This window comes from Ruegeria sp. YTSA105, assembly GCF_059610225.1.
In genome coordinates, this window is record NZ_JBXWNE010000007.1 from 38387 (window position 1) to 64610 (window position 26224).

Annotated in this window: 23 protein-coding genes and 1 pseudogene; 11 read left to right on the top strand and 13 right to left on the bottom strand. The window is 51.8% G+C overall.

From position 1 onward, the window contains the following. Positions 1–114: 114 nt before the first annotated feature. The gene (locus AC2FH2_RS10670) at positions 115–987 is read left to right on the top strand and encodes a LysR family transcriptional regulator (RefSeq protein ID WP_496823508.1); all 873 of its coding nucleotides are present in this window, start codon (positions 115–117) and stop codon (positions 985–987) included. Between the two features lie 57 nt (positions 988–1044). On the opposite strand, the gene AC2FH2_RS10675 is transcribed toward AC2FH2_RS10670, so the two are convergent. The 3 genes from AC2FH2_RS10675 to AC2FH2_RS10685 all read right to left on the bottom strand — a co-directional run bounded on the left by AC2FH2_RS10675 (position 1045) and on the right by AC2FH2_RS10685 (position 4938). Continuing rightward, the gene (locus AC2FH2_RS10675; RefSeq protein ID WP_496823510.1) at positions 1045–1440 is read right to left on the bottom strand and encodes a rhodanese-like domain-containing protein; all 396 of its coding nucleotides are present in this window, start codon (positions 1438–1440) and stop codon (positions 1045–1047) included. A 186-nt stretch (positions 1441–1626) separates the two neighbouring features. Beyond that, positions 1627–3273 carry a hypothetical protein gene (locus AC2FH2_RS10680; protein ID WP_496823512.1) on the bottom strand — a complete coding sequence of 549 codons (1647 nt, stop codon included), beginning with the start codon at positions 3271–3273 and terminating at the stop codon, positions 1627–1629. 384 nt (positions 3274–3657) lie between these two features. Next, positions 3658–4938, bottom strand: a complete 1281-nt coding sequence (locus AC2FH2_RS10685) for a tetratricopeptide repeat protein (RefSeq protein WP_142639585.1) — start codon at positions 4936–4938, stop codon at positions 3658–3660. A 266-nt stretch (positions 4939–5204) separates the two neighbouring features. On the opposite strand from AC2FH2_RS10685, the gene AC2FH2_RS10690 reads away from it, so the two are divergent. From AC2FH2_RS10690 to AC2FH2_RS10700, 3 genes are all read left to right on the top strand, one after another. Beyond that, the gene (locus tag AC2FH2_RS10690; RefSeq protein ID WP_142639587.1) at positions 5205–6125 is read left to right on the top strand and encodes a sulfurtransferase; all 921 of its coding nucleotides are present in this window, start codon (positions 5205–5207) and stop codon (positions 6123–6125) included. A 64-nt stretch (positions 6126–6189) separates the two neighbouring features. After that, a complete protein-coding gene (locus AC2FH2_RS10695) occupies positions 6190–6981 on the top strand; it encodes a class I SAM-dependent methyltransferase (RefSeq protein WP_142639589.1) in 792 nt (263 codons plus the stop codon). A gap of 66 nt (positions 6982–7047) precedes the next feature. Continuing rightward, the gene (locus AC2FH2_RS10700; protein ID WP_221929497.1) at positions 7048–7557 is read left to right on the top strand and encodes a MaoC family dehydratase; all 510 of its coding nucleotides are present in this window, start codon (positions 7048–7050) and stop codon (positions 7555–7557) included. Positions 7558–7721: 164 nt separating this feature from the next. Here the strand turns inward: AC2FH2_RS10700 and AC2FH2_RS10705 are convergent, their stop codons facing one another. Further along, positions 7722–8684 (bottom strand): LysR family transcriptional regulator, encoded by a 963-nt coding sequence (locus AC2FH2_RS10705; protein ID WP_142639591.1) that lies wholly within the window; start codon positions 8682–8684, stop codon positions 7722–7724. A gap of 22 nt (positions 8685–8706) precedes the next feature. Here AC2FH2_RS10705 and AC2FH2_RS10710 point away from each other — a divergent pair, with 22 nt between their 5' ends. Beyond that, positions 8707–8928: a hypothetical protein gene (locus tag AC2FH2_RS10710; protein ID WP_496823514.1), complete on the top strand. Its 222-nt coding sequence runs from the start codon at positions 8707–8709 to the stop codon at positions 8926–8928. A gap of 329 nt (positions 8929–9257) precedes the next feature. On the opposite strand, the gene AC2FH2_RS10715 is transcribed toward AC2FH2_RS10710, so the two are convergent. From AC2FH2_RS10715 to AC2FH2_RS10725, 3 genes are all read right to left on the bottom strand, one after another. Next, a complete protein-coding gene (locus AC2FH2_RS10715) occupies positions 9258–10037 on the bottom strand; it encodes a methyltransferase domain-containing protein (RefSeq protein ID WP_496823516.1) in 780 nt (259 codons plus the stop codon). Next, positions 10001–10183 (bottom strand): hypothetical protein, encoded by a 183-nt coding sequence (locus AC2FH2_RS10720; RefSeq protein ID WP_496694109.1) that lies wholly within the window; start codon positions 10181–10183, stop codon positions 10001–10003. The genes AC2FH2_RS10715 and AC2FH2_RS10720 overlap by 37 nt, the downstream gene beginning before the upstream one ends. Positions 10184–10978: 795 nt before the next feature. Further along, on the bottom strand, positions 10979–11338 hold the full coding sequence (locus tag AC2FH2_RS10725; protein WP_496823519.1) for a YybH family protein: 360 nt from the start codon (positions 11336–11338) through the stop codon (positions 10979–10981). A gap of 495 nt (positions 11339–11833) precedes the next feature. Here AC2FH2_RS10725 and AC2FH2_RS10730 point away from each other — a divergent pair, with 495 nt between their 5' ends. Beyond that, positions 11834–12733: a sterol desaturase family protein gene (locus AC2FH2_RS10730; RefSeq protein WP_496689894.1), complete on the top strand. Its 900-nt coding sequence runs from the start codon at positions 11834–11836 to the stop codon at positions 12731–12733. A gap of 150 nt (positions 12734–12883) precedes the next feature. Here AC2FH2_RS10730 and AC2FH2_RS10735 read toward each other — a convergent pair. From AC2FH2_RS10735 to AC2FH2_RS10745, 3 genes and pseudogenes are all read right to left on the bottom strand, one after another. Next, positions 12884–13141, bottom strand: a pseudogene (locus AC2FH2_RS10735) (cation efflux transmembrane domain-containing protein); the annotation flags it as partial. A gap of 280 nt (positions 13142–13421) precedes the next feature. Next, positions 13422–13892 carry an adenylate/guanylate cyclase domain-containing protein gene (locus tag AC2FH2_RS10740; RefSeq protein WP_496823521.1) on the bottom strand — a complete coding sequence of 157 codons (471 nt, stop codon included), beginning with the start codon at positions 13890–13892 and terminating at the stop codon, positions 13422–13424. Further along, positions 13861–14565: a hypothetical protein gene (locus AC2FH2_RS10745; RefSeq protein WP_496823523.1), complete on the bottom strand. Its 705-nt coding sequence runs from the start codon at positions 14563–14565 to the stop codon at positions 13861–13863. Before AC2FH2_RS10745 ends, AC2FH2_RS10740 begins: the two co-directional genes overlap by 32 nt. Positions 14566–15224: 659 nt before the next feature. Between AC2FH2_RS10745 and AC2FH2_RS10750 the strand changes: the two genes are divergently transcribed. Continuing rightward, positions 15225–16160: a hypothetical protein gene (locus tag AC2FH2_RS10750; protein WP_496823525.1), complete on the top strand. Its 936-nt coding sequence runs from the start codon at positions 15225–15227 to the stop codon at positions 16158–16160. 298 nt (positions 16161–16458) lie between these two features. Here the strand turns inward: AC2FH2_RS10750 and AC2FH2_RS10755 are convergent, their stop codons facing one another. Beyond that, positions 16459–17283 carry a hypothetical protein gene (locus tag AC2FH2_RS10755; RefSeq protein ID WP_170408651.1) on the bottom strand — a complete coding sequence of 275 codons (825 nt, stop codon included), beginning with the start codon at positions 17281–17283 and terminating at the stop codon, positions 16459–16461. A gap of 121 nt (positions 17284–17404) precedes the next feature. On the opposite strand from AC2FH2_RS10755, the gene AC2FH2_RS10760 reads away from it, so the two are divergent. Genes AC2FH2_RS10760 through AC2FH2_RS10775 form a run of 4 tightly spaced genes read left to right on the top strand, consistent with a single transcriptional unit; the run spans position 17405 to position 22769 of the window. Then, the gene (locus tag AC2FH2_RS10760) at positions 17405–18058 is read left to right on the top strand and encodes a hypothetical protein (protein ID WP_496726653.1); all 654 of its coding nucleotides are present in this window, start codon (positions 17405–17407) and stop codon (positions 18056–18058) included. Then, entirely contained in the window at positions 18055–20007 is a 1953-nt protein-coding gene (locus tag AC2FH2_RS10765; RefSeq protein ID WP_496705836.1) for a transposase family protein, read from the top strand. Before AC2FH2_RS10760 ends, AC2FH2_RS10765 begins: the two co-directional genes overlap by 4 nt. Beyond that, the gene (locus tag AC2FH2_RS10770; protein ID WP_496726652.1) at positions 19988–20968 is read left to right on the top strand and encodes a TniB family NTP-binding protein; all 981 of its coding nucleotides are present in this window, start codon (positions 19988–19990) and stop codon (positions 20966–20968) included. The genes AC2FH2_RS10765 and AC2FH2_RS10770 overlap by 20 nt, the downstream gene beginning before the upstream one ends. Further along, a complete protein-coding gene (locus tag AC2FH2_RS10775) occupies positions 20940–22769 on the top strand; it encodes a TniQ family protein (protein ID WP_496705834.1) in 1830 nt (609 codons plus the stop codon). Before AC2FH2_RS10770 ends, AC2FH2_RS10775 begins: the two co-directional genes overlap by 29 nt. On the opposite strand, the gene AC2FH2_RS10780 is transcribed toward AC2FH2_RS10775, so the two are convergent. Continuing rightward, positions 22766–22984, bottom strand: a complete 219-nt coding sequence (locus AC2FH2_RS10780; protein ID WP_496823528.1) for a hypothetical protein — start codon at positions 22982–22984, stop codon at positions 22766–22768. The genes AC2FH2_RS10775 and AC2FH2_RS10780 overlap by 4 nt on opposite strands. A gap of 12 nt (positions 22985–22996) precedes the next feature. Next, complete coding sequence (locus AC2FH2_RS10785) at positions 22997–26134, bottom strand: DEAD/DEAH box helicase family protein (protein ID WP_496823530.1); 3138 nt, start codon at positions 26132–26134, stop codon at positions 22997–22999. Positions 26135–26224: the final 90 nt, after the last annotated feature.

A 26224-nucleotide genomic window follows, 5' to 3' on the forward strand; every position in this document is an offset into this window, starting at 1 on the left:
ATAGAAGCGCAGATTACACTGTGAATAATGTCAAGAATGCCGATATCATGCGACTCAAATAGTCTGACTAAACAATAGAAAATCTACAGTATGGATTGGTTGCACCTTCCCCCGATGAACGCTTTGCGCGCTTTCTCAGCAGTTGCGGAAGCAGGGAGTTACACGGTGGCGGCTGAACGCTTGAACGTGACCCAAGCGGCTGTCAGCCAGCAGGTGAAATCGTTGGAAAGACATTTGGGTGTAGCTCTCGTTGCCAGACGTGGGCGCAGCATTGAATTGACAGAGCCAGGCATCATTCTTTCACGTGAACTGGGTATCGGCTTTGAAATTATCGGAAGGGGTGTCGAACGACTGGCGGAACATGCAGCACACCGTCCCGTTCAAGTGACCATGTCACCAGCATTCGCGGTGGAGTGGCTATTGCCGAGAATGGCAGAGTTTCAACAACAACATCCAGAGATCACTTTGATGCTGAACCCAACTTCTGAACTGGTTCAGATAAAGCCAGGTGGTATCGATGTCGCCATTCGGTATCACGATAGACGCATGCCAAGAAAAGAAGAGGATACTGTCCTTGTATCCGACATGGTCGTGATCGGAGCACCTTCACTGGTGGAAGACCAAGATCTGCGTGACCCGGCCTCATTAACGAAGCTGCCCTGGTTGCAGGAACTAGGCACCAACGAGGCGGCCGACTGGCTCACCTATCATGGGGTCGTACCTCCCGAGCCATTGACCATAAATCACATGCCTGGGAACCTGATCATGACTGCGGTTCGCCGGGGTGACGGTATCACGTATTCTGCCCGAGCTTTTTTCGAGGACGATCTGTCATCTGGTCGGATGATTGAGTTGTTCTCTGAGCCACTCTTCGGCGTCTATTACATCCAGACTCAAGCAGAATTTCAGCGTCCCGAGGCTAAGGTGTTCGTCAACTGGCTTATATCTCAGTCGCAAGTCGTATCGAGACACAACTCTGGAAGTTGAGAAGTATCTATTTACTCCCCTGTTCTGTTTGCTCAAGACCGTTGGTTTAGCCGTTTTTTAAGGCTGCTTTGTGGAGGAGCCAGCTGCGACCAGAGCCGCCATCCCTCCATCGATGAACTGCACGTTTTGAAAACCAATCGCTGTCAATACATTTGCCGCTGCCGCGCCTCGGTAGCTTGGAGTTCCGCCACAAGTGGTGAAAATTCGCCTTCCACGATCCTGTAACTCTTGAGATCTGTATTCACTTTCAAGGACTGCCATCCAAGCGACGGCTCGACCTGGAGCCGGAATGGCTCTGGGGCTGATACCTGTGGCCGCCATTTCAGCGCTATCCCTCACGTCCACCACAAGTGCGTTGGGGTCTTCGATCAGTACTGCCAGCGCGTCAGTTGCTGAAATCGGATTTGCTTTGGATATTTCCTGAGCTTCCATTTGTGCGAATGTTAAGACCATGTTGCCCCCCGACTGCAAATCTTACGCTATGCTACCATGCGGCTGATTTACCGCAAAACGGCATCCAAGCGATGCTTGGCAGTCTTCTGGTCGCCCAGACGGTTGCCATCAACGAAGTTAAACAAGTCCCGATCAACGGCAGAAGCGGGCCTCGCAAATGCCCCAGCCATTGCTGTTGGTCCGAGATTACTCGGCCGCCAAAGCCTTCTGCCTGCAATAACACGACGCCTTTATCGGCACCTCGGCGCGGGCAGCGGCCTTGTCCAGTTGTAGCTTAATATGGGCGGCTTCGACCGTTTCACCGCGCCGGGTGAGACATTCGTGCAAACCATGCAGGCTCCAGACGTTGCCCGGATGCTGACAGGCCCGGCTAAGCGTTGCATCCAGGCCAAGGTCTGCACGGTAAACAGATTCGGCTTCCTCCATCTGGCCTTGTTCAAGAAGAAGAGCACCCAGCGCATGACGGGTGGGTTGCATCCAGCCCCAGGGCTCGTCGTATGGTAAGTTGTCGTCGATCTCGACTGACTTTCGCAGGTGGTCAAAGGCCGTTTCGTGCTCTCCTGTGTGATAGGCCAACTCACCCAGCATCATTTGTTCAGCGACCTTCAGAATGTCCCGGCATGTGTTGTTGAACAGCATTCGGGTCTCAGGAACTCTGGCCAGAGCATCATAGAACTTGGCTTTTTCACTCTCGGCTTCGGCGACTCTGTGTAGGTTGGCCAAGGCAACCGTCCTTGCATACCGCATCATGGCAATAGTCACGCTGTAAAGCTCTTCATCCTCTGGCAGATCCTGATCGAGAATATCCTGCCAGCGACCAAACCTGATCAGCACATGTTGCTTCATTGGAATGAAGCCTTCAAACCAGTCCGCCATCGGCTGAAGAGTGTCTGACGGCAAGGTGTCGATCAGCTCATCGGCAGCTTCGATTGCTGCCGATGGTTGCCCCAAGAACATCGCACCGTATATTTTAAAGTGATAGTTGTGGCACCGATAGACGGAATAGAAATTGTCAGGGCCTTCGCGCTTCAGAAACTTGCGATCTGCCAATATGGCTTTGTGATTGCGCAGTACTACGTTCATATAGTCTCCGCACAACACGTCGATATGGGTCGGCATGTGCAACAAATGCCCGGCCTCGGGCACCAGCGTGCTGAGCACATCGCCCTGACGCAGTGCCCGTTCGGGGTGGGGCGACATTTCCATAAGGTGAATGTACATGTGCAATAGTCCTGCGTGCTCCCATGCTCCGGAAAGTGTATCGAACGCATTTTCGAGCACGGATATTGCCTCGAGCGTATCGGCCCCTTCGGCGGGCTTTCCGGTCGGCAAATCCCAAAGCTGCCAGGGTGTCCGGTTCATGAGCGACTCGGCCAGAATCGCAGACAAGTCCAGGTCCTGATCGAATTCGGTGTGAACCTTTCGCATCGCATCAGCGAAGGCGTCATTCCACGGGCTGAAATCCTCAATATCCGACGAGGATGGATAACGCGCTGGAATGGCATCGATTAGCGCGCGTTCAACAGGCGTCAGCCGGTCCTTTAACGAGGCAGCAGCCTCGATTGACGCTTTCGCCAAGGCGATACAGTCAGGCTTCTCGTCTTCTTCGAATGTTTCCCAGGGCTTGTTGTAGTTCGGCCCAATACAATACGCGATGCCCCAGTGCGCCATTGCGCAATTTGGATCCGCAGCCACGGCATTCTGAAAGCATACAATCGCTTCTTCGTGGTTGTACGCGTAAGTCCAAGCCAAACCACGATCAAACCAAAGCTGGGCTTCGTCCGACGAGGTTGTGATCTTTCGGCTGTAGCGACCGAGATCATAGTATTCCATCACAATAACCCCCTAATTAAAGGGAGGAGTTTACCACAATGGGCTGTTTCTCGATACTGGCGACATCAAAGCCGACCTAAGGCATAGACCCGACTTATATGAGCCCCATTTGATCGAAGCACTCTTCTTGGCAACTGATCAACTTGTCGGCCGCGTGAGTGACGGGCGGTCCAATCCCTCCACAGTAGCCCGCCGACAAGACCACAATCACCGCTTGCACACCTAAGACGGGCATTTGAGAAAGCTGATGTCAGCAGTCAGATTGTTCTTTTCCGCCAACTAACACTTTTGGGACCTAGTAGCGTCGTGCGACAGCTTACGTTCAAAGTGGCGTTGAAAACCTGTAATTTGCGCTCATTGCGGGCGTCAAAAATACGGGGGACCCTATTCTTCTAGCGTGGCAACTGCATGGTCGTGAGAGGTATGCGGTCGATGCATGTTGAGAATGCGTTGAGCTTCATTCGATTGTCCCGAAATTGCCAGCGCATGCGCCAATGAAAACTCAATAATGTCGCGTTGCGCCCGGCTACCACCAAGGCGTTCGTGCTCAGACATGACACTTACGAATTTCTCAATCGCTTCATCCGCATTTCCATCCGCCAACGCACGGAATGCGCCTGCGACAGAAACAACGGTGGGGCCTGCGGGTCCCTTTGCGCCGTCAATGGTTGATTCCAGACGCTCTCTGTTTCCAGCCATCGCATGCGCAAGAGCAGCGTGAACATCCGCAAAAGCCAAGCCAGGTGAAGGAAAGAACTCAACAGCATAGTCGCTGAGTTGTTGCCAACGCTCCTGGGGAATTTGCTCGCCAGCCAAAAAGGCGCGGTGAACAATTGCCACACTATCAGTCAGAACGTTCAGTGGTGGCGCAGGAGGTCGGTCGGGGGAAACATAATCATCGAACAGCTTCCACATACCCGCCACATCGCCGCTCTCAAGCGCCCACAGAGCGACGTGCCAACTGAGATGGCAGTGCAGATACGCTGTGGAGGGATAGTCTTGCCAAAACTCGCGCAGATAAGCGTAGCCAGCGTCCGTCTCACCGTTCTCATAGTAGAGATGGGCCCTGACATGTGCAGTGTGTGCGCTGTCTGGCTTCAACTCAAGTGCGCACTCGATGTTTTCCGCGGCCGGGCCAATCTGTCCGGCCTCCATCTGGGCAAATGCATGCTGACAGAGAAACCACCAGTCGTCGCCATAGTGTGGCTTTAACATGGTCGTGTACGCAAGCTGCTCCGCCTCGCGTCCAGCCTGACCTGAAAACCCTATTAAGCCAAATACGCTGGTACAGGTCTGAGCAAGCAAAATATCTCGTGGATGGTCAGCGACGTGATCCCGGATGCGCCTGTAAGCCTGCGGTGCACGCCCCTCAATGAGGTCGCTGATAATGTCGATCTGGGCGGCTTCGCGCGAGCTGACGCCATGCGACAGTTCCTTTGCGACGGCTATTTCACGCTTTGCATCTTGTCCACGCCCGACGGTAACAAGGTATCGCGCAAGCCCAACATGGGGCATGGCAAAACTATCATCTGCCTGCATTGCAGAACGGTAAGCTTCTTCAACATCATCAAAAGCACCCAGAAAACGGTCGATGCCTTCAACGTAGGCGTCTCGCGCAGCTTGTGATGTGGTCGTTAGCGGGCTTCCGTACCGATCTTCAAGCATCCAAACCTTCCACTATCTGTACCAAACCTGTCCGTCAGTGAGCTATATGAGCATGCCTAGCCATAAACGAGTCAAAGGAAATCGACGTTGCGAGGCGCCCTGATTTCAGCATCCGTTTCTTTCAGAAGTCTCATGAAATCATCGAAATGCCATTCAAACCATAGTTGCTTCATCAAATCCCAATTTCCTAAAATTGGACTCAGAAAGCAATTTTGGGGATTATTCCATACGGCCCGGCCCGCGTCCGGTTAGAGGAGAACGTAGGTATGACAACCCAAACTCGCCCGCTCATTGATACGGCTTGGTTGGCAGATAACCTGACTGACCCGAAACTACGCATCATTGATGTTCGCTGGAAGTTTAGGGAGGAAAACGGCAAAGGCTTGGCCTATGACGATAGGAGCGAGTTCCAAGCCGAGCACATTCCCGGCGCCGTGTATGTAGGCATGTCGACGGAGCTTGCAGACAGCAATCAGAACGTTCCCGATATGATGCTCGGGCCAGAGGATTTTGGGAAAAAGATGCGCGAGTTGGGTGTTTCCAACGACAGTCATGTCTTGGTCTACGATGATTCCGGGCTTCCGTTGGCTTCAGCGCGTCTTTGGTGGGCACTTTCGCACTATGGCCATAAAAACGCGCAGGTCTTGGACGGCGGCTTGCAGCAATGGAAACTCGAAGGTCGACCCACTGAAACTGGCGATCCATCCGTTGAGCCTGGCGACTTCGCTCCCAAGGTGCAGAGCAATTGGATTGCCAGCAAAACTGACGTTCTGGACGCGATAGGAATGCCTGAGGTCAGAGTTGTGGACTTTCTGCCAAACGACCTCTTCCGAGGCGACGGTGTTCACACATGGGGAGGTCGCTCGGGACATATCCCCGGTGCAGTTAACATACCGGCGATATCGAACATCGATCCGGATTTGGCACACACACCCATTGCTGAGCGGGCAGCGAAACTAAAGGAACGAGGCTCATTCAGGTTGGCGGATCGCCTCCGCCTCCTTCAGCACTATCAGGACAAGGGAATTCAAACCGACGACGAGGTTATCGCGTATTGCGGTCGCGGTATTGCCGCCTCTTGCGGTCTCCTTGCGCTTCGCCACATGGGGTTCGACAAGTCGCGCCTCTATGATGGTTCCTGGGCTGAATGGAGCGCCGATGAGAGCCTGCCGGTTGAAACCTCGTGAGACTACGATTTTGGGTCACTTTGGGTGATCCAATTATTGACGCGTTGCTAGGAGGATATTTTTGATGACGGACAATTTCCGGCTGACCAAAGAAGCTGCGCAGAAGTACAACAACCATAGTGTGCCTGCGATGTTCGGCCCATTGGCTGAAGCAACAATGCAGAAGGTTCAGCTTCGAAGCGGCACTTGTGTTATCGACATTGCATGCGGCACCGGGGCTTTGACGCGAGAGATTGCAAGGAAACTGACGGGCGAAGGCCGGGTTGTTGGCGTAGATCTGAACGAAACCATGATTGAGGTCGCGCAGTCCAATCAGCTGGATTGTCGTCATGTGCTCGAGTGGTATGCAGCAGATGTAACCGAGTTACCTTTCGGAGACGCTACGTTTGACTATGCCTTCATACAACAGGGGCTTCAGTTCTTCCCCGACAAATCCGCCGCGTTGAAAGAAGTTCATAGGATCTTGCGCAATGACGGTCAGCTGTTTTTGACATGTTGGCGCGCTGTGTCGCCCTTCAATGGAGCACTTGCAAAAGCTCTCGAACAGCATGTTGGAACAGATGCCGCAATCAAGGCCAGAGCGCCTTTTTCGTTTCGAGATGGGGACCTCATTTCGAACTTGTTGGTCGATGCAGGCTTTAAGATAGCTCGTCACGAGCCATTGGTACTAGAGCGAAGATTTATTGACCTTCGTGCGCAAATCATGGCGCTGCCAATCGAAACTGATCTTAGGGATGCAGGTGATGACGTCACCAACAAGGTCGTGGAAGAGGTTGCAGACGTTTTGTCTAGATATGACAATGAAGGCGTATTGCACGTACCGCAAGAAGCGCACCTTTTTGTCGCCGCGGCATAGGTCAACGACCACTGGCTCAGTTCTCAATTACGATCTTTGCCATAGTCGAATGACAATGCGGCATTAGTGGCTGCCGAGCGTGGCTCCGCGTTGACGGTTGAGTGTGCATCAAACTATACTTTTGCCATGGCCAGCGGAAAATACATCGACGATTTGTCGGTTGGCGAAACTTTCGAAACCGGTGGCGTTACGCTGACCGAGGGAGCGATTGTTGACTTCGCACTGGTTCATGACCCGCAGCCCTTCCACGTTAACAAAGTGGCTGCCGCAGAGTCGATTTTCGGCGGTCTCATCGCCAGTGGATTTCAAACAATAGCGCTTACTTTCAGGTTGTTCCGCGACACTGGTGTACTTACCGGCACCAATCTGGGTGGACATGGTATGGACGAGGTACGGTGGCTGGCTCCGGTGTATTCCGGTGACACGATCAGCGTGCGCGTCACGGTTGAGGCAATTACACCATCACGTTCGAAGCCAGACCGGGGAACGGTCAAATTCCGATACCAGACATTTAACCAGAACGATGTTGAAGTTCTTAACCTGGTCATGCACCACGTGATGGCATGTCGGAGTTAAGGCGGTTTGCAGCGACTTGGGCGCGGCGATCAATTCGACCTCCCTTTGTCATCTTCAAAAGTATCCTTGGGCTCGCCACATAAGGCTTCTATTCGCAATTGCGGTCGTGGCGTACATGCAAACTAGCTTGTTCGCGTGTTCTCAATCCTTTTTTGCCTAAATAACTACTTGTAGATTGCCGCATAGCGAGGTGCGAAGAACTTAACGAAGGCTCTAACCTCTGGCCGACGATAGGCTTCCGGCGAAATGAGCATTAGGTGCGGCACCGCAAGTTCGGGGATTTCGTCGAAACATCGGATAAAAGACATGTCTGTTTCCACCAGCTTGACATTGCTGATCCCAAGGCCTTGCCCTGACCTGATCGCCGCATGCATTAGCTCCAGTTCAGTGAAAGACATGACGATCTGGTCCGGCTCCACGTGATTGGTCAACCATTCGTGGAATACATTTGGTACATCGTCCCGCTGAAAGGTAACAAACTGATGCCCGGCCAGATCATTCGTTGACCCCGGTAAGCCAAATTTGTCCGCGTAATTTCTGCTGCCGAACAAAGACCAGCGGGCCGTGCTGATCTTACGACAGATCAGGTCAGGATCAGGTTCAGTTCTTGCAAGGCGCAAAGCAATGTCGGCCTCGCCCGCCATCAGGTCCAGCGCCCGAACGCTGGACAAAAACTCGAATGCGACATCCTGATTGTCGGCGGAAAACTCGTTTACGATTTCAATCATGCGTGCAGAGAAGTTTGCTGAGTAAGCGGTGATACGGATGGGTTGTGTCGACGTCAATTCTTTCGCGCAATCGGCAAATTCAAGGACTGAAGTCTCGATTGCTTCGGCGAGGGGAACGAGGCGAAGGGCTTCTGGGGTCGGTTTGAACCCGTGCGTACCGCGCTCAAAAAGCGTCAAGCCTGTTTCTCTTTCGAGAACATCAATGCGTCGGGCAACCGTTGGTTGGGAGACCTTTAGCTTTCTAGAGGCCGCAAGCGTCGACCCTTCTCTGAAGACAGAGAGGAACACACGAATATCCGACCAATTTCGGAACCCGTTCTTCATTTTTGTAGAACAGCACAATTTTGTGCCGGATACCAGAAAAACGGGAGAACAGTTACTGTTGTTGCGACAGCGCAATTAACTCGGAAAGGACCATGAGATGGCTTCCCATACAATGTCACCCAGCCTCTGGGCCGTATTTGGTGGACTGTTCGGTTGGACCAAAAGAGCCTTCCCCGAAACCCGGAAGCTGCGGCCTACAGCCAACGATCTTCACGAGGAACGCGACTATATTAATGACGTGATCTGGAGTAATCCCGATGCGTTTTCGAGTGAGCTTGACGTGCAGAACATGATGAACCTGTATCCAGGAAAGTTCTGACAACACTTGGTGACAATCGGCCGAATAAGGCGATTAGATCGCACCAAAATGCAGCTGCAAGCTGGAAGTGACAGCCACGCACCTGTGTTGTCGCCATAGAGTAAGTAGCAACACGAGACCTTCTGTCATCACACCTATCACTGCGGTCGTTCGAACGTCTGATCAATGCCTGCACGTCTGGCACTTCCTTGGGGCATCACCGACGACAATTAAGTATGGACAAAAGATTTGCAGCACCAATTGGGGCGACTGTGACACCAATGGGGGTCTCTTCAACCGCGACTTTCAGGAAGCCTGCGGAAGAACCTAGGCCGAGTTACTTCGCTCGATCACCCTTTTCTACGCGCCACGACGACAAATTGGGTCATCGAAAAGAAGAAGCGTCCAACTTTTGCAAGGCTGAACTGTTCGTCAAACCACGATTGCGCAACTGCGGGATCAACATAGTCATTTGCGACAGCGTATTGCTTCATGAGGTGCATCATCATGATTGCGAGGCCATCAGGCTTTAGCTGGTGATCTGTCATAGTGAACGACAAGACATCTTCCACATGGTCGCCGCGAGCCTTTATCAGTGCGGGCAGTCTTTCCGGGAGGGAACCACTCACAAAGTGCTGGTTCCAGGAAGTCAGCATCTTTTGCATTCTGTCGGGCTCATCGCTGAACCAAATCAAGCTACCAAAGTGCAGATCACTGATGACAAGCCGCCCGCCGGGTTTGACGCACCGCAGCGTGTCAGCCAACGCACCGTCTACGTCTTCGATGTACTCAAAGACTTGTACCGAGACCGCTTTGTCAGCACTCTCATCCTCAATGGGCAAGCTATTTGCGGCACCAGCACGAAACTCCACGTTTGCGTAGTCGCTGCATCGTTCTTTAGCGGCCGCTGTTATGTCAGTGCTTGGGTCGATCCCGATGACACAGCCATCCGAGCCAACTGCGCGAGCCAACTCTGCTGTCAACAGCCCGTTGCCACATCCGATGTCCAAAATAGTTTCACCGGGAGAAGGGCACAGCGCATCAAATGACACCTGTCGTCGCCGCGTCAATTCGGCTCCCTGATAGGCGGTTTCTAGTAATTTCGTTGTTTCAGCGTCAAACTTAAGCAACTCTCCACCCTTACAAAGCCCACCAGTCCCCGAAACTCTAGTCCGAAATGGCCCACAACATGGGGGCTAGACAGCTTCTTGGCAAGTTCGAGGTTCAGTAGGATGCGGCCTGTGGCAGGTTTACAGCTCCCCCACCGGGTTTTCATCTTTTGAGAATCCTAGTTTCCGTGGGTACAACGCCCAAGCGTGCTGCCCATCCGTCGTTGTGATCAGACACAAACTGCTTCAGGTGCGCACGGTAGAATTTAGCCATTGCATTGGACCTAGTTGCCAAATCAGACCCAGGTCGTGCAGTCATCCGAAGCCGACCGTTGACTGCCAAAGGGTCACCTCAGGGTTCGATAGGTACAGCGCCCAACTGGCCGCGGTGATTTGTTGCCGCGATCAGTGGGCCTATTGGAGATTTCAAATCAGAGGATGCCGCAGCCGCCACGCATTCGCTATCGCCTAAAAGTTGAGTTCGCACTCAAGAAACTAAAAATTTCAACTCTTGATTGCATCGCCAATAGAACTTTGGGCAATTTAGTCAGAGCTTTGGGTCAAAACAGGAATTTGGGCGATCCTACACAAAAATTGTAGGGACGCGCATAACGCTGCATTCTTATCATTGATTTTATTCAGAAAATCTGGGTGTCTTCGCCCATAATTTTGCACAGCATTTGCGCATAGGTTTGCACGATTTTCCCATAAGATTGCACGGTTCACTATACGCGCTCAATTTTCGATTGTCGTACAGTGGCTTGATCAACTTGAACGCACCATAACTCAGCCAAAAGTGCGTTATTCTTGGAACAATTCAACCCAAAACCGAACAAAACAACTCAATTGCGAGGCTATGGTAGATTCCTTTCAATTTAGCTCGGCTCGGTTGGTTTAGATAAAAACTATTTAACATCGGCAATTCGACGCATGGGAACAGACGGCAGCAAGCTGTTTAAATTCTAGGGATGCGTCTCATTAAGGCTGCATAGGGTGATTAGCCATCGACCATCTGGTTGTCGCTCAAGCACATTCAGCGAAACGCCTTCACCTGTCGTGCCTTCGCTAAATTCTGCAAGACACCAGCCGACTTCGCCGTCTCGACCTGCACTAGAGACATTGATTTTTTTGTCTTCTCCACCTTCCGCGACCCACTCTGCATGTGTGTCTTCAATAGCTTGCCTTCCAATGGAAGGTGGGCCGAAGGGAGAGTACATCTCTGCTTGCGCTGCAAACACGGAAGCGCATCCATTGGCGTCCCCTTGTCGGTAGCAGGCGACATAGTGGTCGAACACCTCCTGGCACTGTTGTTTGAAGGACATACAAACACTCCTAATTTCGCTGTCCTAGCATCAGGTTCTGCAATTCTACTGTCAAATCAACCTCGATCAGATTGTTTGCGTCGCTTCTACCTAGGACAAACCCGTCTTTGGTTTTGCGCCTGGGAACTGACATTTAAGCAAGATGCAGCATTTGACTCTTTGGGCTCAAGTAGACAATCGCTGTACAAGGCATAAATGACTGCTATGCGGACACAGCCGCCGTTGCCCTTCCGGGTGTTTGCTGACGCAGCATCTGCTTGCAGGCGCGGCACACACATCGCTGCGTTGCAGCCGATGTCGTCAGACCAGTCATTGAAAGCCAATCTGAAGGGCGAAATTCAAACCGTTCTTTCGCCGCAACCGATACCGACCATCGAGGAGCGGACCAAGCCGCCCTCAGATGGTATCGCTTGCATGTCTGCGTTACATTGGAACGGTCGTCGCCTAGAACAGCTTGCAATTCTATCGCGACGGAAACCCGAATAGTGGATGTCCATGTCCGACACAATCCTAGCTGCTGAACCAACTATCCGCATTATTGCCTTCCTATCCGTCCTGGCGGCGATGGCACTTTGGGAAGTGGCCGCACCCCGGCGAAGTCGGGATATTCCGCGCGTTATCCGATGGACAAACAACCTTGCGCTCGTGGTGCTCGACACCGCCATCCTGCGGCTGACCTTTCCAATCCTCGCAGTTGGTCTCGCAGCCATGGCCGAGGATCGCGGATGGGGGCTCTTCAATAACATCGAGGCGCCGGTTTGGGTTGCCATCGTGGTCTCCATGCTGCTTCTAGATCTCGCAATTTATCTTCAGCATGTGATGTTCCACGCCGTACCGGGGCTTTGGCGTCTGCACCGGATGCATCACGCCGACCTTGATTTTGACGCGACTACTGGCTTGCGTTTCCATCCGGTAGAAATCCTCATCTCGATGGGGATCAAGCTAGCGGTCGTAGCAACCTTGGGGCCGCCCGCTGTCGCCGTGCTCCTTTTCGAGGTGACCCTGAACGCTACCGCGCTCTTCAATCACGCAAACATTGAATTGCCGCGTCCGGTGGATCGAATTCTCAGATGGATCGTCGTCACTCCAGACATGCACCGAGTCCACCATTCAGTCGATCCAAGCGAGACCAACTCGAACTTTGGCTTTAATCTACCGTGGTGGGACCGACTTCTAGGCACTTACGTTGCGCAACCCAAGAAGGGGCACAAAAGCATGGAAATCGGCATCAAGCAGTTTCGCACACGCCGAGACCTCTGGCTCGACCGAATGCTGATTCAGCCGCTGCGCGGCCCGGCGAGCGGAGGTGCCCTCGACGCCGCGGGCCAACAGATGCGATCTTCATCTGTCTCGTCCGGGCAAACCAAGCTTGGCAATGACCAAATAGACCAATAGCGCTGAACCAAAGACTGCTTTGCCGCGCTTGAGTGTTATGCGCAAGGCTTTAAGCGTCGGCAGAAAAGTCCGCAAAGTGGACATACATCGCGATATTGCAAATGACCGCGTGGAGCCCATACCTGTGTAGTTTGCCCTCCGCAGCGAATGTCAGCTTGTCCCAGCTGTTCTATGCTCATGCGCTGCTTCCTCGTGCCGTTCCTCAAGAGCCTGACGAATGATCTGGTACGAAGATGACAAGAAGAGGCTTGCCATGATCGCAGCAACTATTAGGTCAGGCCAACCTGTTGCCGTGCCCCAGACGCCTAACGCGGCAATCATAACAGCTACGTTGCCGATGGCGTCGTTCCGCGAGCATAACCAGACTGATCGCACGTTGGCGTCTCCATCCTTGTAGCTAACAAGCAAGAATATGGCTCAAGTTCACTCGAGCGCTCGGCAATGGACCTCGCGATCAACGTCGTGGTGAGGTCCATAGCAACCTTCTAAGCCGTGGCCATGCCAATTGCCTTGATGGTGCCTGCCCATGCACCCTGACAATGCAATCACTATGACCAAGAATGCCGCTCTGCGCGGGTGCTTGATCCAACAGTTCTGTTCCATGTGCAAACCAACCTAGTAACAGTCCGGCTACCTTTGCTTTGACGCAGGTCAACACCCCATTGCGGCAGCTTCCAAATAGCGGCAGTTAGTCTATCGTGAACAGCTCCTGTTTTTCAGCAACACCGCGCAATCTGTATTGCCCCAGGGAAACAAGACTTGGAATGGAGCCCACCAAGTCGCCCGCCACCTTGTCGGAAACAACAATGTTCTGATCAAGCGCACTGCACATGCCTAAAATGCGCGAAGTTGTGTTTACCGCTGGGCCGACCACTGTGAAATCTAAGCGAGATCTACCGCCGATGTTGCCGTAAAGAACATCGCCTGCGTGCAACGAAAGAGTGAAGCCGGTCGTTGGCAAACCATCCGCTTGCCGTCGTTGGTTGAGTTCCTCAAAAGTATCTCGCAACTCCGCTGCCGCGTAAATTGCGACGCGGCGAGCGTCCGGAACTTGATTGATATCGAAGATGGCAAGCATTCCATCTCCCATGAATTTCAGAACGTTACCGCCATTGCGTTCGACTACGTCAACAGCTTCCGCGAAGTAGTCGTTTAGCAATTCTATGATTGAGACCCCCGGAAAGAACGCGCCTACTGGCGTCTTTGCCCAGATATGCGGCTGTAATGTCTTCAGCCATCAATCGGTTCGCCCCACATTTCAGCGTCAGGCAAAGTGGAGATATCAGTTGACGCAAACCATCAAGTTGCTCGCTCGTGAAGCCCCCGTTCGCGTCGGTTGTCAATGAGATTATAGCACCTTCATAGGCCTGCATTGGATCGACTGGCGTAGTATTGTCCTGAATAAGGAAAAACCGTTTAACAGCGAAGTAGTCAGTTGCACCGCGCTCGCGAAGTTCGTCGAAGATCGGAAAGTTGAGCGCGGGTTCTTCGACTGTCAGATCTTGTCTGATCTCTTCAACGTTGTTTGCCAAAAGATAATAAATTGGGCTTAGAACGTATTCCTCAGGCGCATCCGTTCTTCGGACAAAGTTCTCTCGCTCATGACCGCCATCCCTGTGCCAGCGAAAAGCGACAGTCCCAATCTCGGGATGATGAGCGCGAACAGTGATGTTTGCTCTTTGAAGCGGAATTCCTGCCGAAACAAGACGGTTGCAGAATGCTTCAAGCCAGAGCTCCACAGGCGCATTCTCTAAGCCCTGTTGAACCAGCCAATCTGCTATGTCCTGGATGGCGGCAGTCAGTTCCCAGTTTTGGACTAAAGGAGCTGCCATGATGTCCTCTTAATGAGCTATCTGAACAGTTGGCTCTTAGTCTAATTCACTTCAAGGACACATCAAATTCAATTCTCCCACTGCGCTTGCAGCCCTAAGGTATATGCTGATCTTGTGGCGTATTGCACGCGCGACACTTGGGCAATGGTCGCAATTCATCAGGAATTGCTGGCGATGTGAGCTGTGGCGCATACCGCAAGACTTTTGCGACTGAGCTCTGCGGGGTATCTGTGTGATCTGTCGGCGTTGAGGCAACCGAAATACTCAATCTTGCCACTCCAACCGATACAAGACGTGGTGACCGCGTAGACCTTTCAGAAGTCTGGGTTCAATTTCAGAGCAGCCTGATCAGATCATTTCAATCTTCGCCGTCGGATAAGCGCGGTATTTATTGAAGGTTTAGAGAGAGCTGGTTGGGCGCCCGTCGCCCAATAGCACAAGGCTGAGAATTCAATCAATGGATTACCCAATGGGCTTCTGTTGCCAAAAAATAGTGCAGACCGACTGCCTCCCATCGCAATACTATGCGAGCTGTTATGGCATTACACTGACCTGTTAAAAACTTGGGACCAGTGAAAATTCTCAGAATATTCAAAGGGTCTGCTTCGTATGGACTACAGTGAACTCACGACGAAGAGCCTCTAGTTGGAGGAGCAAGGGTGCCGACTAAGTTCGATGGAAGATTGCTCTCTTGGAGTACGGCGTTGGCAATATGTACAACAGCCGTACTCGTCATACTGCTCGGCGGTCAGGTCGTTGCGTTTGGTGGTATCGCGGCAGTCGGGGGTTATTCAGCTGGTTTTTTAGGGTCTGTCTTTTCTAGTCTTGTTTCTAACGCCAGAACGTTTGCGATGGTGCTGGTGAGCATACTGTTATGCACACTCTTCCCGCTTCAGTGGATCGCCTTTCTGTGTGGTTTTGTCTTGATTAGTTGGGCTGGTTTTGAAGGGTACAAGAACGGTGGTTTTGCGACAGTTCCTGCATTGAACGGATTGCTCTTGTACTTACTGATCCCACCCGACGAGCGTATTGCCGTTCATGTTTTGGTTTTTCTGGCCGCGGCAACAGTCGGTAGTTTGCTCAGCGCTTGGCTTAACTTGGCGGGTTCAGCAATACGATCTCCCATGACTTTCAAGGAAGCAATTTCTGTTTGGCTATTCTTAATTGTCGGCATGAGTCTAACGTCGTTTCTCGCTCACGTAATCGGAAACCAAAAATCCTATTGGCTTTCGTTGTTGTTCGTATTCCGCGTCTTGGCTCCACTTCAAAAAGTGCCTGATGCTGCATTGCGGTTTGGTGTTGGCGTGGCGCTTGGGTCTTTGGCAGCCCTATGTTTGGAGTTCAGCGGCTTGTCTCATCAAGGCCTATTGATCCTTGGGTTTGCTTCCGCTGTCATAGGCGTGCACAGAATAGGTGGTAACACGTTATGGACCGCGATGTTCTTTACTATTGCCACACTGTTGGTGACGGCCCCAACGCTTGAGTTTGCGGTCTTCCGAATAGAAGCGGCAGCAATGGTAGTCTTCGTAGTCGGAGGGCTATCATTCCTGATCAGTTGGTGTTGGGAACTGATCGAAAGTCGTTCCGAAAACTAAAACCGCAAATCTTCCCCCTTTTTTGATACCCCCAACATCTTCTTCGGAGAATGACCGCATGGCGGATGCGGGCAAATGGCCAAGAAGTCTTGTAGGTGCTCAAAGCTCTCCAGCGCGCCATATTCCAATCAGTTTTTTGATCTTAACCCTTGCTCTACTTCCGAGCCAGCGAAGCTTAGGCCCAGAATACTGAGAACTTAGACTTCTGTTGCGACCTGTACGCAATACTTTGCAAAGTCAGCTTTCTGCGCATTGCAGACCTTCGCGCACGGCATAACACCCAACATTAGAGAGTGCATCATCCCAGAACTTTTAGATCTTTTGGTGCGAGCCGACTTTTCTCCGGCAATGTCCCAAATTTAATTCCTTCGATTTCGAGTTTGTCTCGTATCGCTACAAGTTCACCCAGTTTGTACTCAGATTGCTCAGGAACAACGTATAGTACTTGAGGAACCTTTCTCAAAAGAAGTGCTGCTCTTGCCAGTTGGTCAATCAAGTAGCCAGGATCAATTCTATTCCTCGGGCCTTTGATCTCAATCGCCGCAAAAGGCTCCGAGCCTTTGTATACGATTAAGTCTGTGGCAAGAGGCTCGAACGTTCTGCCTTCTCGAACAGTCAAATTTTCCACATTGAAGATGTCACTAGTGTTCTGTTTGAAAAGCATTTTTGCGTTTACTTCGAAGTCTCGGGCTCTTCGCTGGCCGCCAAAACCACCTCTAGCAATCACGACCGCAGGCTTCTCCGCCAATCGAACTTCATCAAGAATCGACTTAGTTTCCGCCTGAGATAACTCCCCTGAAAGAACGGCATCAGCTATCTCTTTGGATTTCCTAGGGTCATACCGATCTATCCTTGAAAGCAAAATAACTTGCATCATGGCCAGCCAGTCGGGCTTTGATTCAAAAAGATCGGGTCGGTTCTGTTCTAACCATTTCGCCGCGGACATCGGATTGCGAAGGCTTGCAGGCTTTGTGCCTCTAATAGCGGCAACGCTTTGGAGTGCATCGTCCGGAAACGCGTACCCGCAGGCTTGGCTGTCTTGGACAACGCGATTCAGCCACGCTCCGAGGGCAATCCAGTTTTCAGTTTTGGCCAAATCTTGAAATTCGTCTTCAGTCATCATCGGTCGCAATCATTTTATTCGCATCGAGCCCATTGCCAATGCGAATGGATGCATGTATAGAGCCCGTATGAGGATAGATCGACACGCACCCCCGACGGCCCGACGCGTTCACAAGCGCGGAATGAAAAAACGCGCTGGCAAAATGTCTGGCGTCAAGTTCCCAGGCGTCATTCAGCTCGAAAGCCAAATGGAAGCAGCACTGGTTCGTTGCATGCAGGTCGACCCTCGTGTGGTCTCGCTTAAGCCACAGCCTTGCACAATCGACATGGGAACCGGAAGAGCATTTGCAAACAAAGAAGCGGCGCTAGAGGCTTATGAAGGGCGTCGGTACAGGCCTAAGCTTTATACACCAGACCTAGAAGTCACACTTGTCGACGGCCGTTTGTTCTACTTGGACGCCAAGCACAGCGCTCACATAGATAAGAAACCTGAGTACCTGGACTATCCTTCACTTCTTGCCGAAGTCGGACTCTCGCTTGTCATTGTAACTGAGTCCTTATTGCAGGGGCCGATTGATCGAAATGCTTGGCTGCTATTGCAAGGACAAGCCGAAGAGACCGCCCCTAAACTTGCAAGCAAAATAGCGTGTCTCAAACAGCAACGTGTGACGTTCAAAGAACTAAGAGAGAACATTGGCATCCCCCAAGCGAAGATTCTTCGCCTTATTCTTGATGGCTATCTGGTGTTCGATTTTTCATGTGAAGCTCTTGGGCCATCCACGAACCTGAATACTGCGAACCGCGACCGAAGACATCTGGAGGTAATCGAATTTTGAAGCAGATTGTCAAAAGGCGGCACCAGAGAACCATCAAATATAGGGGAGAAACCTATGCTGTCGATGGAGCGATAGCTGGGCGGGATGCATATCAGATATCGAACTCCCAAGTTGATCCTTTTGAGATATCTGGACAAGAATATCGAGATCATGTGCACGATGGGCTAGTGAAGGAAGAAGGCTTCGACAAACGTCCTCGTAATGTAACCGCTAAAGATGCACGTGAAGCTCAGCTCAGACTACGCATTGTGGAAAATGCACTAAAGCTTGGGGAGGAAGGCGTTCATTGGGCAAAACGCATACCGATACTTCAACGCGAGTTCGCCGAAGAACCCACCTGCAAAATCAAGGGTAACCGTTTTCCGAGGCAATCGACTGTTCAGAATTGGGTCAAATTGTATCGGCGCGGCGGGCCGGAAGCGCTTTTGCCCAAGCACAGCAATTCAGGAAATCGTATGCCAAGGTTTGACAGCGTTTTCCACGAGATAGTGCTCGATCTATTGGAAATGCAATATACGTCGTCGGACAGACAAAATCTAACAAGTCTGTCTAGCGACGCTTATAATCAATACCAGTTGGTTTGCCATGAGAATGGCATAAAACCTGGGTGCTGCGGACGCAAGGCAGTCGAAGCGATTGTGCACACAATCCCTCATTTTGACGTTCTAAAGTGGCAACTGGGCAGTAACGAGGCGCGCCAACACATGCGAATTGCCCAAAAATACTATGATATAACAGCACCTTACGATCAAATAGAATTGGACTGCACAAAAGCTGACATAATGCTGGTTGATGATAGCGGGGAGGTAATAGGTCGGCCGTGGATTTGTGCAGCGATTGACTGTGCTACTAGTTGGATTGTCGCATTTCAGGTCTTCCTACCAGATCCATCATCAGAACATGTGGCCAAAGCTCTAAAGGAGATGATTAGCTACCCAGAGGAAGACTTTTTCGAACAGCACGAAATTGTAAACAGGAAAAAAATCGCCGCACTGCCGAAAGTGGTTGTAATGGATCAGGGTTCAGAGAACGTGGGCGAACCCATCGATGCTTTTATCGAAGTTGCTGGTGTCCATGGCCATTGGGCGCAACCTCGAAAACCCCAGGAAAAGCCGTTTATCGAAAACTTGTTCGGGGCAGTTCGAAGCAAAGTCAGCCAGCTTCCGGGTGCGACTAAGTCAAAGGCATATCCCGACCGGGATCGAACCAAAAAAGCAATGGATGAAGCCCGTCTGACGCTAAGAGTGTTCAATTCAATAATGCAACGCTGGCGCTACGACGAATATGGAAGAACTCCGAGGAGAAAAGTCCAAGACATCTTTAAACGGGGTGAAACACCTAGCGCCGCTTGGGACAGATTGGCAGATGAACACATAGTGCCAGAACCCCCGTCTTTGGACGAGCATCACGCAGCGCTGATGATCCAATCCGAATCTCGAACTCTGTGGCACTACGGTATCGAATTCGAGAGTATGCAATACAACTCTGAAGACTTGGCAAGGCTGTACCGACGACTAGGCCCGCGCCAGCGTGTTGAAATACGCTATGCTCCACTTGATGCTAGGGAAATTTTGGTCGTGGATCCGCATACAGGCGAGTTGGTGCGCGCGTCCAACAAAGCAAAAGACTTGGCAGCACTTTCTTATCGTGAGCTAAGAGAATGCCGGTCACCCAAGGCGAAACACAACGGACCAATCAAAACGGCTTTGGAGATCCACAAAGATATCCAAGCGCGCAGGACGTATAAGCAGGGCAAAAAAACTAAACTGCAAAGGAACCGCTCTGCGGAAATCGACAAGTTGCGGGCCGCTGATATGCAGAACAGAAGTTTGAAAGAACCACAACTAATTGACCAAATACGGTCAGAGGTTGGTCACAACAAGCTCGCAGTTACGAGATCAAAGAACTTGCCAAGGGTCGAAAGAAAAGATGCTGGACCAAACAACTAGTAGAGCTCTGCAAGGTGCATTCATCCGACATAGCCGCCACGAATGGGCTGTCTCGGAGATAAAACGTCTTTTGAATATTGCAGCAACCGAGGGTGGACGGATCATACCAATCTTGGGGCCGACGAGATGTGGAAAGACAGAACTGACAAAGGACTTGAAGGCACAAGTTGAAAATGACCGCCACGGCCCAAGTGCTATTCTGGTATCTTCAGATGTCATTCTGGGCCGACTTGCGCCACGGCCTTCCGAGCGGGATTATTACGGTTCCTGCTTGCGAAGCATGGGCTTTGACTTCGTAGAACGAGAGCGACCTGCCCAAATTCGAGAACGTCTCTTTCGGCTCGTAGCTGAGCACGGCATTCAAACAATCATTATCGACGAAGTGAACCATTGCGCCGAAACTCTGACTAGGCACTCGCGTCGACAAGCCGCTGATCACTTCAAGACTATTGTTGATGAAACCTCAGTCGCTCTGATTTTAGCTGGGTTGCCAATGTTCGAAGCGGTTATGGACAGCAACGAGCAGTTTGCGGGACGCTGTTTGAACACCATTCGAATGAACCCCTATTGGTGGAGCGTTGAGGCTGATCGTATCGCGTTCTGCGATGCAATCTTTGCTGCCTTCTATTGTCTTGAGGAGTCCGGCATCCTTTTGGAGTTTGACCAAGACGATATGGTACGGCGATTGTACGGTGTTTCCGGCGGACGTGTGCCAGTGGCGTTGGAAGTGCTGCGCGCGCCCCTGGCATTGGGTGCCCAAAATTCACAATACAGCACCAAAACGATTGCCAGGGCAGCGACGGATTCAGGCCTGGAGCGAGATCCGTATCAGTCGTTTTTTCAAGAAGAACCACCATCGGATACTGAGCTGATCAGGTCATACATCAGAGTCATGGCAGATGCTGGTCTCGAAGTAGAGCCTATGACGTCGCATGAGCTTGCGATTATGCGAGGTGTATGAGGTGCCGGGTTTGTTTGCAGTACCACCATTGAAAGGCGAGAGCCTTATCGGATACTTGCGTCGTCTAGCCCATGTAAATGGATACAGAGATGTCTCTGAATTTTTGACACGGTTCCGGCGGAAGTATGGGCGAATTCTAGTCGAGAACATCGAGCACTTTGAGCAAGAGATGGGCTTAGAGAAAGGTTTGTTGGTTACTATCTCCCCTTCTGCCAAACCTGAGTCACCCAGCTTAAACTGGCGTTTCGAGCGGCATCATAGCGATCCGATTTGCCCTTCATGTCTTGCCGATGGCTTACCCTTTCAACAAACTTGGCGTCATTACTTGGTGACAGCCTGTCACCATCACAAAACGCGTCTTCAAGATGTTTGCCCTGTCTGCAAAACCACATTGCGTCCGACGTCCGGCGGCTTTGATAAATGCAGATGTGGCTTTAGCTACTCCAATTTCCCACGGGTGGCAGCAAAGGACCACGAAGTGATCATCTCCGCCTTGATTGCGGGAGATTCAACGGTTGGCAAGCGGTTTCTTGACCTTGCAGGAGGGCGTCAGGTCCCAAAAGACATTGGCGCTTTTATTAATTTCCTAGCGAGTGGTTTCGCTCAGAACCGCACGGGCAAGTCTGGGAAAACACAAACACCCAAAAGCGTTGCAGATTCGTTGGAACTGATTGAGCCGTTGGCAACTGTATTTGACCATTGGCCAAATGGGTTCGAAGAACACGTTCGAGGGTTGATACTGGCAGGAAATTCAGAATCCAACTCTGTGCCGTCCATGCTCGGAAGCTGGTATCAAAGACTTATGAAGTTCGAAGATGATGCGTACCAGCCTTTCAGAGATGCAGTGTCGCGTGCTGCTTCAACCGAGTTCAAGGGAACCTACCTGGGAAAGCTAACGCCGTTGCAAGCTCGGGAATGGGTCTCGGCTAAACAAGCGGCCAAGGAACTGGGAATTTCTGCACAGCGCTTGGTGGCTGAGGTTCAGTCAGGTCAAATTGCCGGAAAGCAAGCCCGTAGCGGGTATGGGCACCGGCATACGATGATTCCACGCTTCGAAATTTCGAACATCTATCTGGATAGGAAGCGGTATTGGGATGGGTTGCAGGCCAGAGACTACCTTGGTGTTACAAGAAAGCAATTTGATCTGCTTCGCGCGTCAGAATTGATCCACGAGGTTGCTGCTGAATACCGTCCTCCACTTGTTGATGGCTGCATTGACGGTGAAAGCCTAAAAGAGCTCACAACAAACATTCGAAACTGCACTAAAGTTCAAGCGGGAGAAACTATTCCGTTCAATCAGCTCAACCTGAGGCGGACAACTGATCGAGCTGCTTTGATGCATGTTCTTCAGAAAATCTCCACAGGCGTTATCAAACCTGTTGTTGCGGAAGAAAACATGCGACTTGGTGAGTTTCATTTTTCAGTTTCCGACATCGACCGCGAACTTGGGACGCAGCGGTTGTCAAAAGACTGGACCGCAAATGATGTCGCAAAGTTGACGGGTTGGAAGGCTCAGGCGGTGACACATTGGTGCAAGCTGGGCCTGCTCGGATCACGCAAAGTTCCGCATGGCCCAAGCGAGTCTTTCTTGGTCAGACCGCAGCAGCTTGCGATCTTTCAAAGCGAGTACTTGCCGGTAGGTACACTGGCTAGGTCAAGAGGAACTACGTCCCGAAAACTCCTGTCTGATTTTGAGAGCAAAGGGATTGAGACCCATGGTGCGCAAATGGAAGGTAAGACGACGCGAGGACACTTGGTAAAACTGAGTGATCTGGCTTCGCTGCTGTCTGAGGCTGCCTAGTGCTCGCCTGCGCCATCCGAAAAGAACACCACTGAAATGCGCTGTCCAATTGCGGGTTCGTGGCCGCGTGAAACCTGATCAGCTTCTTCGATGACCCGGACCATCTTTTCATGGATCTCAACGGACGCCTGATGATCGCTTTCGAGCTTTTCCAAGATAACCTGAAGCGCGATGTACCCCTTGGGGAGATCCTCATAGGCGAAGCTGTCACGCACTTCGTGTTTTGCTTATTCCCAGAAGGGATCAAGCTCACGGCTCCATGCCTCACACAACATTTCCACGGCCGGCAGTGACAGATGGCCAAACCATTCTTGATCACTGAGTTCGATGCCACCTTTGCGTCCCATGAATTCGGCGCAGGCTTTCATGAGGCTTTCAACGCGCGCCGGGCGTAAGTCCCACTCGGTCAGCTTGCCGATCTGCACTGAAATCGTCTCTAGCGCTTCAGAGAGATCTTCCAGTGACATGTGGGCGTGCTCCATGCCAAGGCTTCTGGTCCGTTCGTATGCAGTCTCCAGCGATTGGGCGCAGGCTAGCTGGTCGCGTTCCAGTATAAGGCCTGGCGCAGTATCCTTAAGAAGCAGCAGGCGAGGCGGAAAGAAGCTATTGCTCTTGCTAAGTCCTTTGAGATGTAGCGCCGTGAATTTCTCACGGGCCGATAGGAGCGCCAACTCTGCACCCCAGGTGCCCTGGATTTTGGCCTTGTCGATGAGTTTGTATCGGTCTTCGGAGATTGTTTGCTTGGTGCGTTCCAGCACGTCGTGAAAGTTATTGTCGCGAAGCCGCCGTGGGGATCGCAGATATTCAACAACACTATTGAGGATCAGTTCTGCGTCTTCGGTGCTTTCTTCTAAGACGGCGTCGATTAGCGCCTCCCCAGCCAAAGTTTTATAGTTCTCTATGCGCTGGGCGATTTTTTCGTCAGATGCAAACTGACCTACTGGCACATCAACAAGGTGGTAATTGACGACCCCGAACTCACTGTCGATCCTGTCGATCCTACCCAGACCTTGGATGAGCTCTTTCAGGTTCGAGGTCAGGCCAAGCAACACCAGCGTGTCTGACGACTGAAGGTTGATACCTTCAGCCATCTTGTAAGTCAGAAAAACCGACGCAGATCCTTTTGGTTCGTTCTTTCCTCCTGGTCGGAAGTAAGACTCCACGGACTTGCCCTGTTTGATACGCTTGAAGCTGTCGGGGCCATCTCCAAAGATTGCTTTCACGGCACGATCTTCACCCTTGGTTTGGTTTCCCACGACATAGTTGGTGTGGTGGCCTCTGCGCGACAGTGCTTCTGCAAAAATCTCGAGTGTGTCCGTCCGTTCCGCGAGAAAGACGACCCTGTCTTTTTCATTTTGTATTCTCAGGCACGCCTCATACCGCTTCTCATCAAGCTCCTTGAGAACACTGAGACCCAGTTTTCGGTTTAGAGCGTCGCATTTCTTTGTGGGTTCAGGCGCTTCTATTCCTAATGCTTCGAACATGTCGGACTGGTCGCGGTGGGATATCTTTTTCTTCGATTTCCCACCACGCTCGAAGTCGCGAAGCGATTTGCCAATGGCTCCATGAGACATCTCCCAATGGGCCTGGGCGGCGCTCACGCGCAGAATGTTCAAAAGGTTGCGGATGTAGAGTTGGTCCTGCGTGCTTTGTTGCGTGCTGACGTGCCCGAACCGGCTTTTCTCGACAGCGGTCACCCGACCGCCAGGCGCAAGCTCTTTACAGAGTGCCACAATCTCATCCAGGCGCGTTTGCTGAGGCCTTGTCACCTTAAGTTTCTTCGGGCGCCCGTGGTTTTCAAGTTTCGGGTAACTGTGCTTCTTGGGATCTTCGTCCTCGCCGATGCATCGCCTTTGTCTGCGTGTCAAAAACGGTGAAACAAGTTGAGCGAGTTCGGTGCGAGCCTCTCGCGTGAGCGTCGTGTCAGGTTCTGACAAAACGGCCAGTTGTGCATCCTGGTTGAAGATATCCTTGGGAACGTGGGTTTCGCGTTCGAACAACTCACCCATGGCCTGAATGAAGGTTGGGGTCATGAAAATGGACGCCCGCTTCTCCTGCATATGGGTCAACCAGTCGACATCCCGGTTCCCGAGCAGCGTTGCCGACAGACAGACATTCCAGCTTGGCGGGGCAAGTTCGATGGCTGAGGCCATTTGAGATGCTTGTTCAAAGCCCGGAGTAACTGTGTGGCTTTCATCGATTATCAGAATGCCAAACTGATCGAGCCTGAGCCCAGATTTTTCTTCATCGCCAGCGCCGCGGAGGTGTTGTTTGGCAAGTTTGCTATTTGCGACAGGTTGGAGCGAGTTTGTCGAGTACTTGCGCCAACTGGGAATAACTTTGGGCGGGGCAATTACAGCTGCATTTTTTCGCGCAACGCCATGGACCGGGGAGCGGGGCACGACTTCTGAGAATGTTTCTGACAATGCTTCAGCCAGGTGACAGCCGATCTCTGTCTTTCCCGAACCGGTGGGCGCTTCTACGAAGGCGATCCCATGGTCATAGACGATGGAACACGCCTCATAGGTCAGCTCCTGTTGATACCCAAACAGCGTGTGGCTCGTGATATCTTTTCGGTCTCCGGTGAGCCAGGGTTCGAACCCCTTTTGCTCCGAGATAGTTCGCGCCATCGCGTCTTCAGCGGTCACCGGTTTGATAAGCTTTTCGAGTATCTCCAGCGCTTCGGTATTCCAATCGACAGACACATCCCAAGCCTGCTCAGCGGCTTCTGTGCGTTCGACCTGAAGTTCATGAGTGCCCGCATCCAGGTCATCGGCATACTCGATGTTTTTGTAGAGCCCTGAGTAGGAAAAGTTTGCGGACCCGGCGACGGCACCTTTTGGTGAGCTGACGATTTTTGAGTGTAGCCGCCGATCCCCAGATATCCCCAACTTGCGTTTGGCGAGCTCCGGATCGAAGACACGCAGATCAATTTTCCCGGTTTTGATGGCGTGTTTTGCCAGCACTGCGATGAGATCGTGATCCTCCTCCACTTGAAGCCCGGAGCGCTCCAGCCAGTAGAGTTTCATTTCTTCGGTGACTGGCTTGGGGTTTGTCAGCCTTTTGGTATTCGCTGTGTCGATCCCGAACGATATCCGGATCCGGATATCACTGTCGTTTTCGGGATCCCTCAGCTCTGGTAATTCCTTCATCAGAATCGACAGCGAAGACAAGAAGTCCTGATACCCGGTGACAATCAGACAATCCCCGGAGGTGATATGGGGTCGATAAAGATTGATGACCGGCCGGTCGATATTGGTGCCGACCTTCGCAACTGGTTCGGCATCAAGCTCGCTTGCGGGCTTTTGTTTTGCTTCGGTGAGCTGCTTTGGCTTGGAACGCAGCCAATCAGGGAGTGAAAACAATGAACAAGTCTTGGTTTAAGGACACTTAGTCTAATAGTGATACTGCGGGCATCGTCCTTCAAGACGTCACCGGAAGAAACATTCGTTTTC

Excerpts from the sequence above, each read along its gene's own strand:
- AC2FH2_RS10760 (WP_496726653.1), top strand. The coding sequence starts at position 17,405 with ATGAAAAAACGCGCTGGCAAAATGTCTGGCGTCAAGTTCCCAGGCGTC.
- AC2FH2_RS10685 (WP_142639585.1), bottom strand. The coding sequence starts at position 4,938 with ATGCTTGAAGATCGGTACGGAAGCCCGCTAACGACCACATCACAAGCT.
- AC2FH2_RS10725 (WP_496823519.1), bottom strand. The coding sequence starts at position 11,338 with ATGTCCTTCAAACAACAGTGCCAGGAGGTGTTCGACCACTATGTCGCC.
- AC2FH2_RS10775 (WP_496705834.1), top strand. The coding sequence starts at position 20,940 with ATGAGCTTGCGATTATGCGAGGTGTATGAGGTGCCGGGTTTGTTTGCA.
- AC2FH2_RS10680 (WP_496823512.1), bottom strand. The coding sequence starts at position 3,273 with ATGGAATACTATGATCTCGGTCGCTACAGCCGAAAGATCACAACCTCG.
- AC2FH2_RS10670 (WP_496823508.1), top strand. The coding sequence starts at position 115 with ATGAACGCTTTGCGCGCTTTCTCAGCAGTTGCGGAAGCAGGGAGTTAC.
- AC2FH2_RS10690 (WP_142639587.1), top strand. The coding sequence starts at position 5,205 with ATGACAACCCAAACTCGCCCGCTCATTGATACGGCTTGGTTGGCAGAT.
- AC2FH2_RS10770 (WP_496726652.1), top strand. The coding sequence starts at position 19,988 with ATGCTGGACCAAACAACTAGTAGAGCTCTGCAAGGTGCATTCATCCGA.
- AC2FH2_RS10710 (WP_496823514.1), top strand. The coding sequence starts at position 8,707 with ATGGCTTCCCATACAATGTCACCCAGCCTCTGGGCCGTATTTGGTGGA.
- AC2FH2_RS10730 (WP_496689894.1), top strand. The coding sequence starts at position 11,834 with ATGTCCGACACAATCCTAGCTGCTGAACCAACTATCCGCATTATTGCC.
- AC2FH2_RS10695 (WP_142639589.1), top strand. The coding sequence starts at position 6,190 with ATGACGGACAATTTCCGGCTGACCAAAGAAGCTGCGCAGAAGTACAAC.
- AC2FH2_RS10745 (WP_496823523.1), bottom strand. The coding sequence starts at position 14,565 with ATGGCAGCTCCTTTAGTCCAAAACTGGGAACTGACTGCCGCCATCCAG.
- AC2FH2_RS10675 (WP_496823510.1), bottom strand. The coding sequence starts at position 1,440 with ATGGTCTTAACATTCGCACAAATGGAAGCTCAGGAAATATCCAAAGCA.
- AC2FH2_RS10755 (WP_170408651.1), bottom strand. The coding sequence starts at position 17,283 with ATGATGACTGAAGACGAATTTCAAGATTTGGCCAAAACTGAAAACTGG.
- AC2FH2_RS10720 (WP_496694109.1), bottom strand. The coding sequence starts at position 10,183 with ATGAAAACCCGGTGGGGGAGCTGTAAACCTGCCACAGGCCGCATCCTA.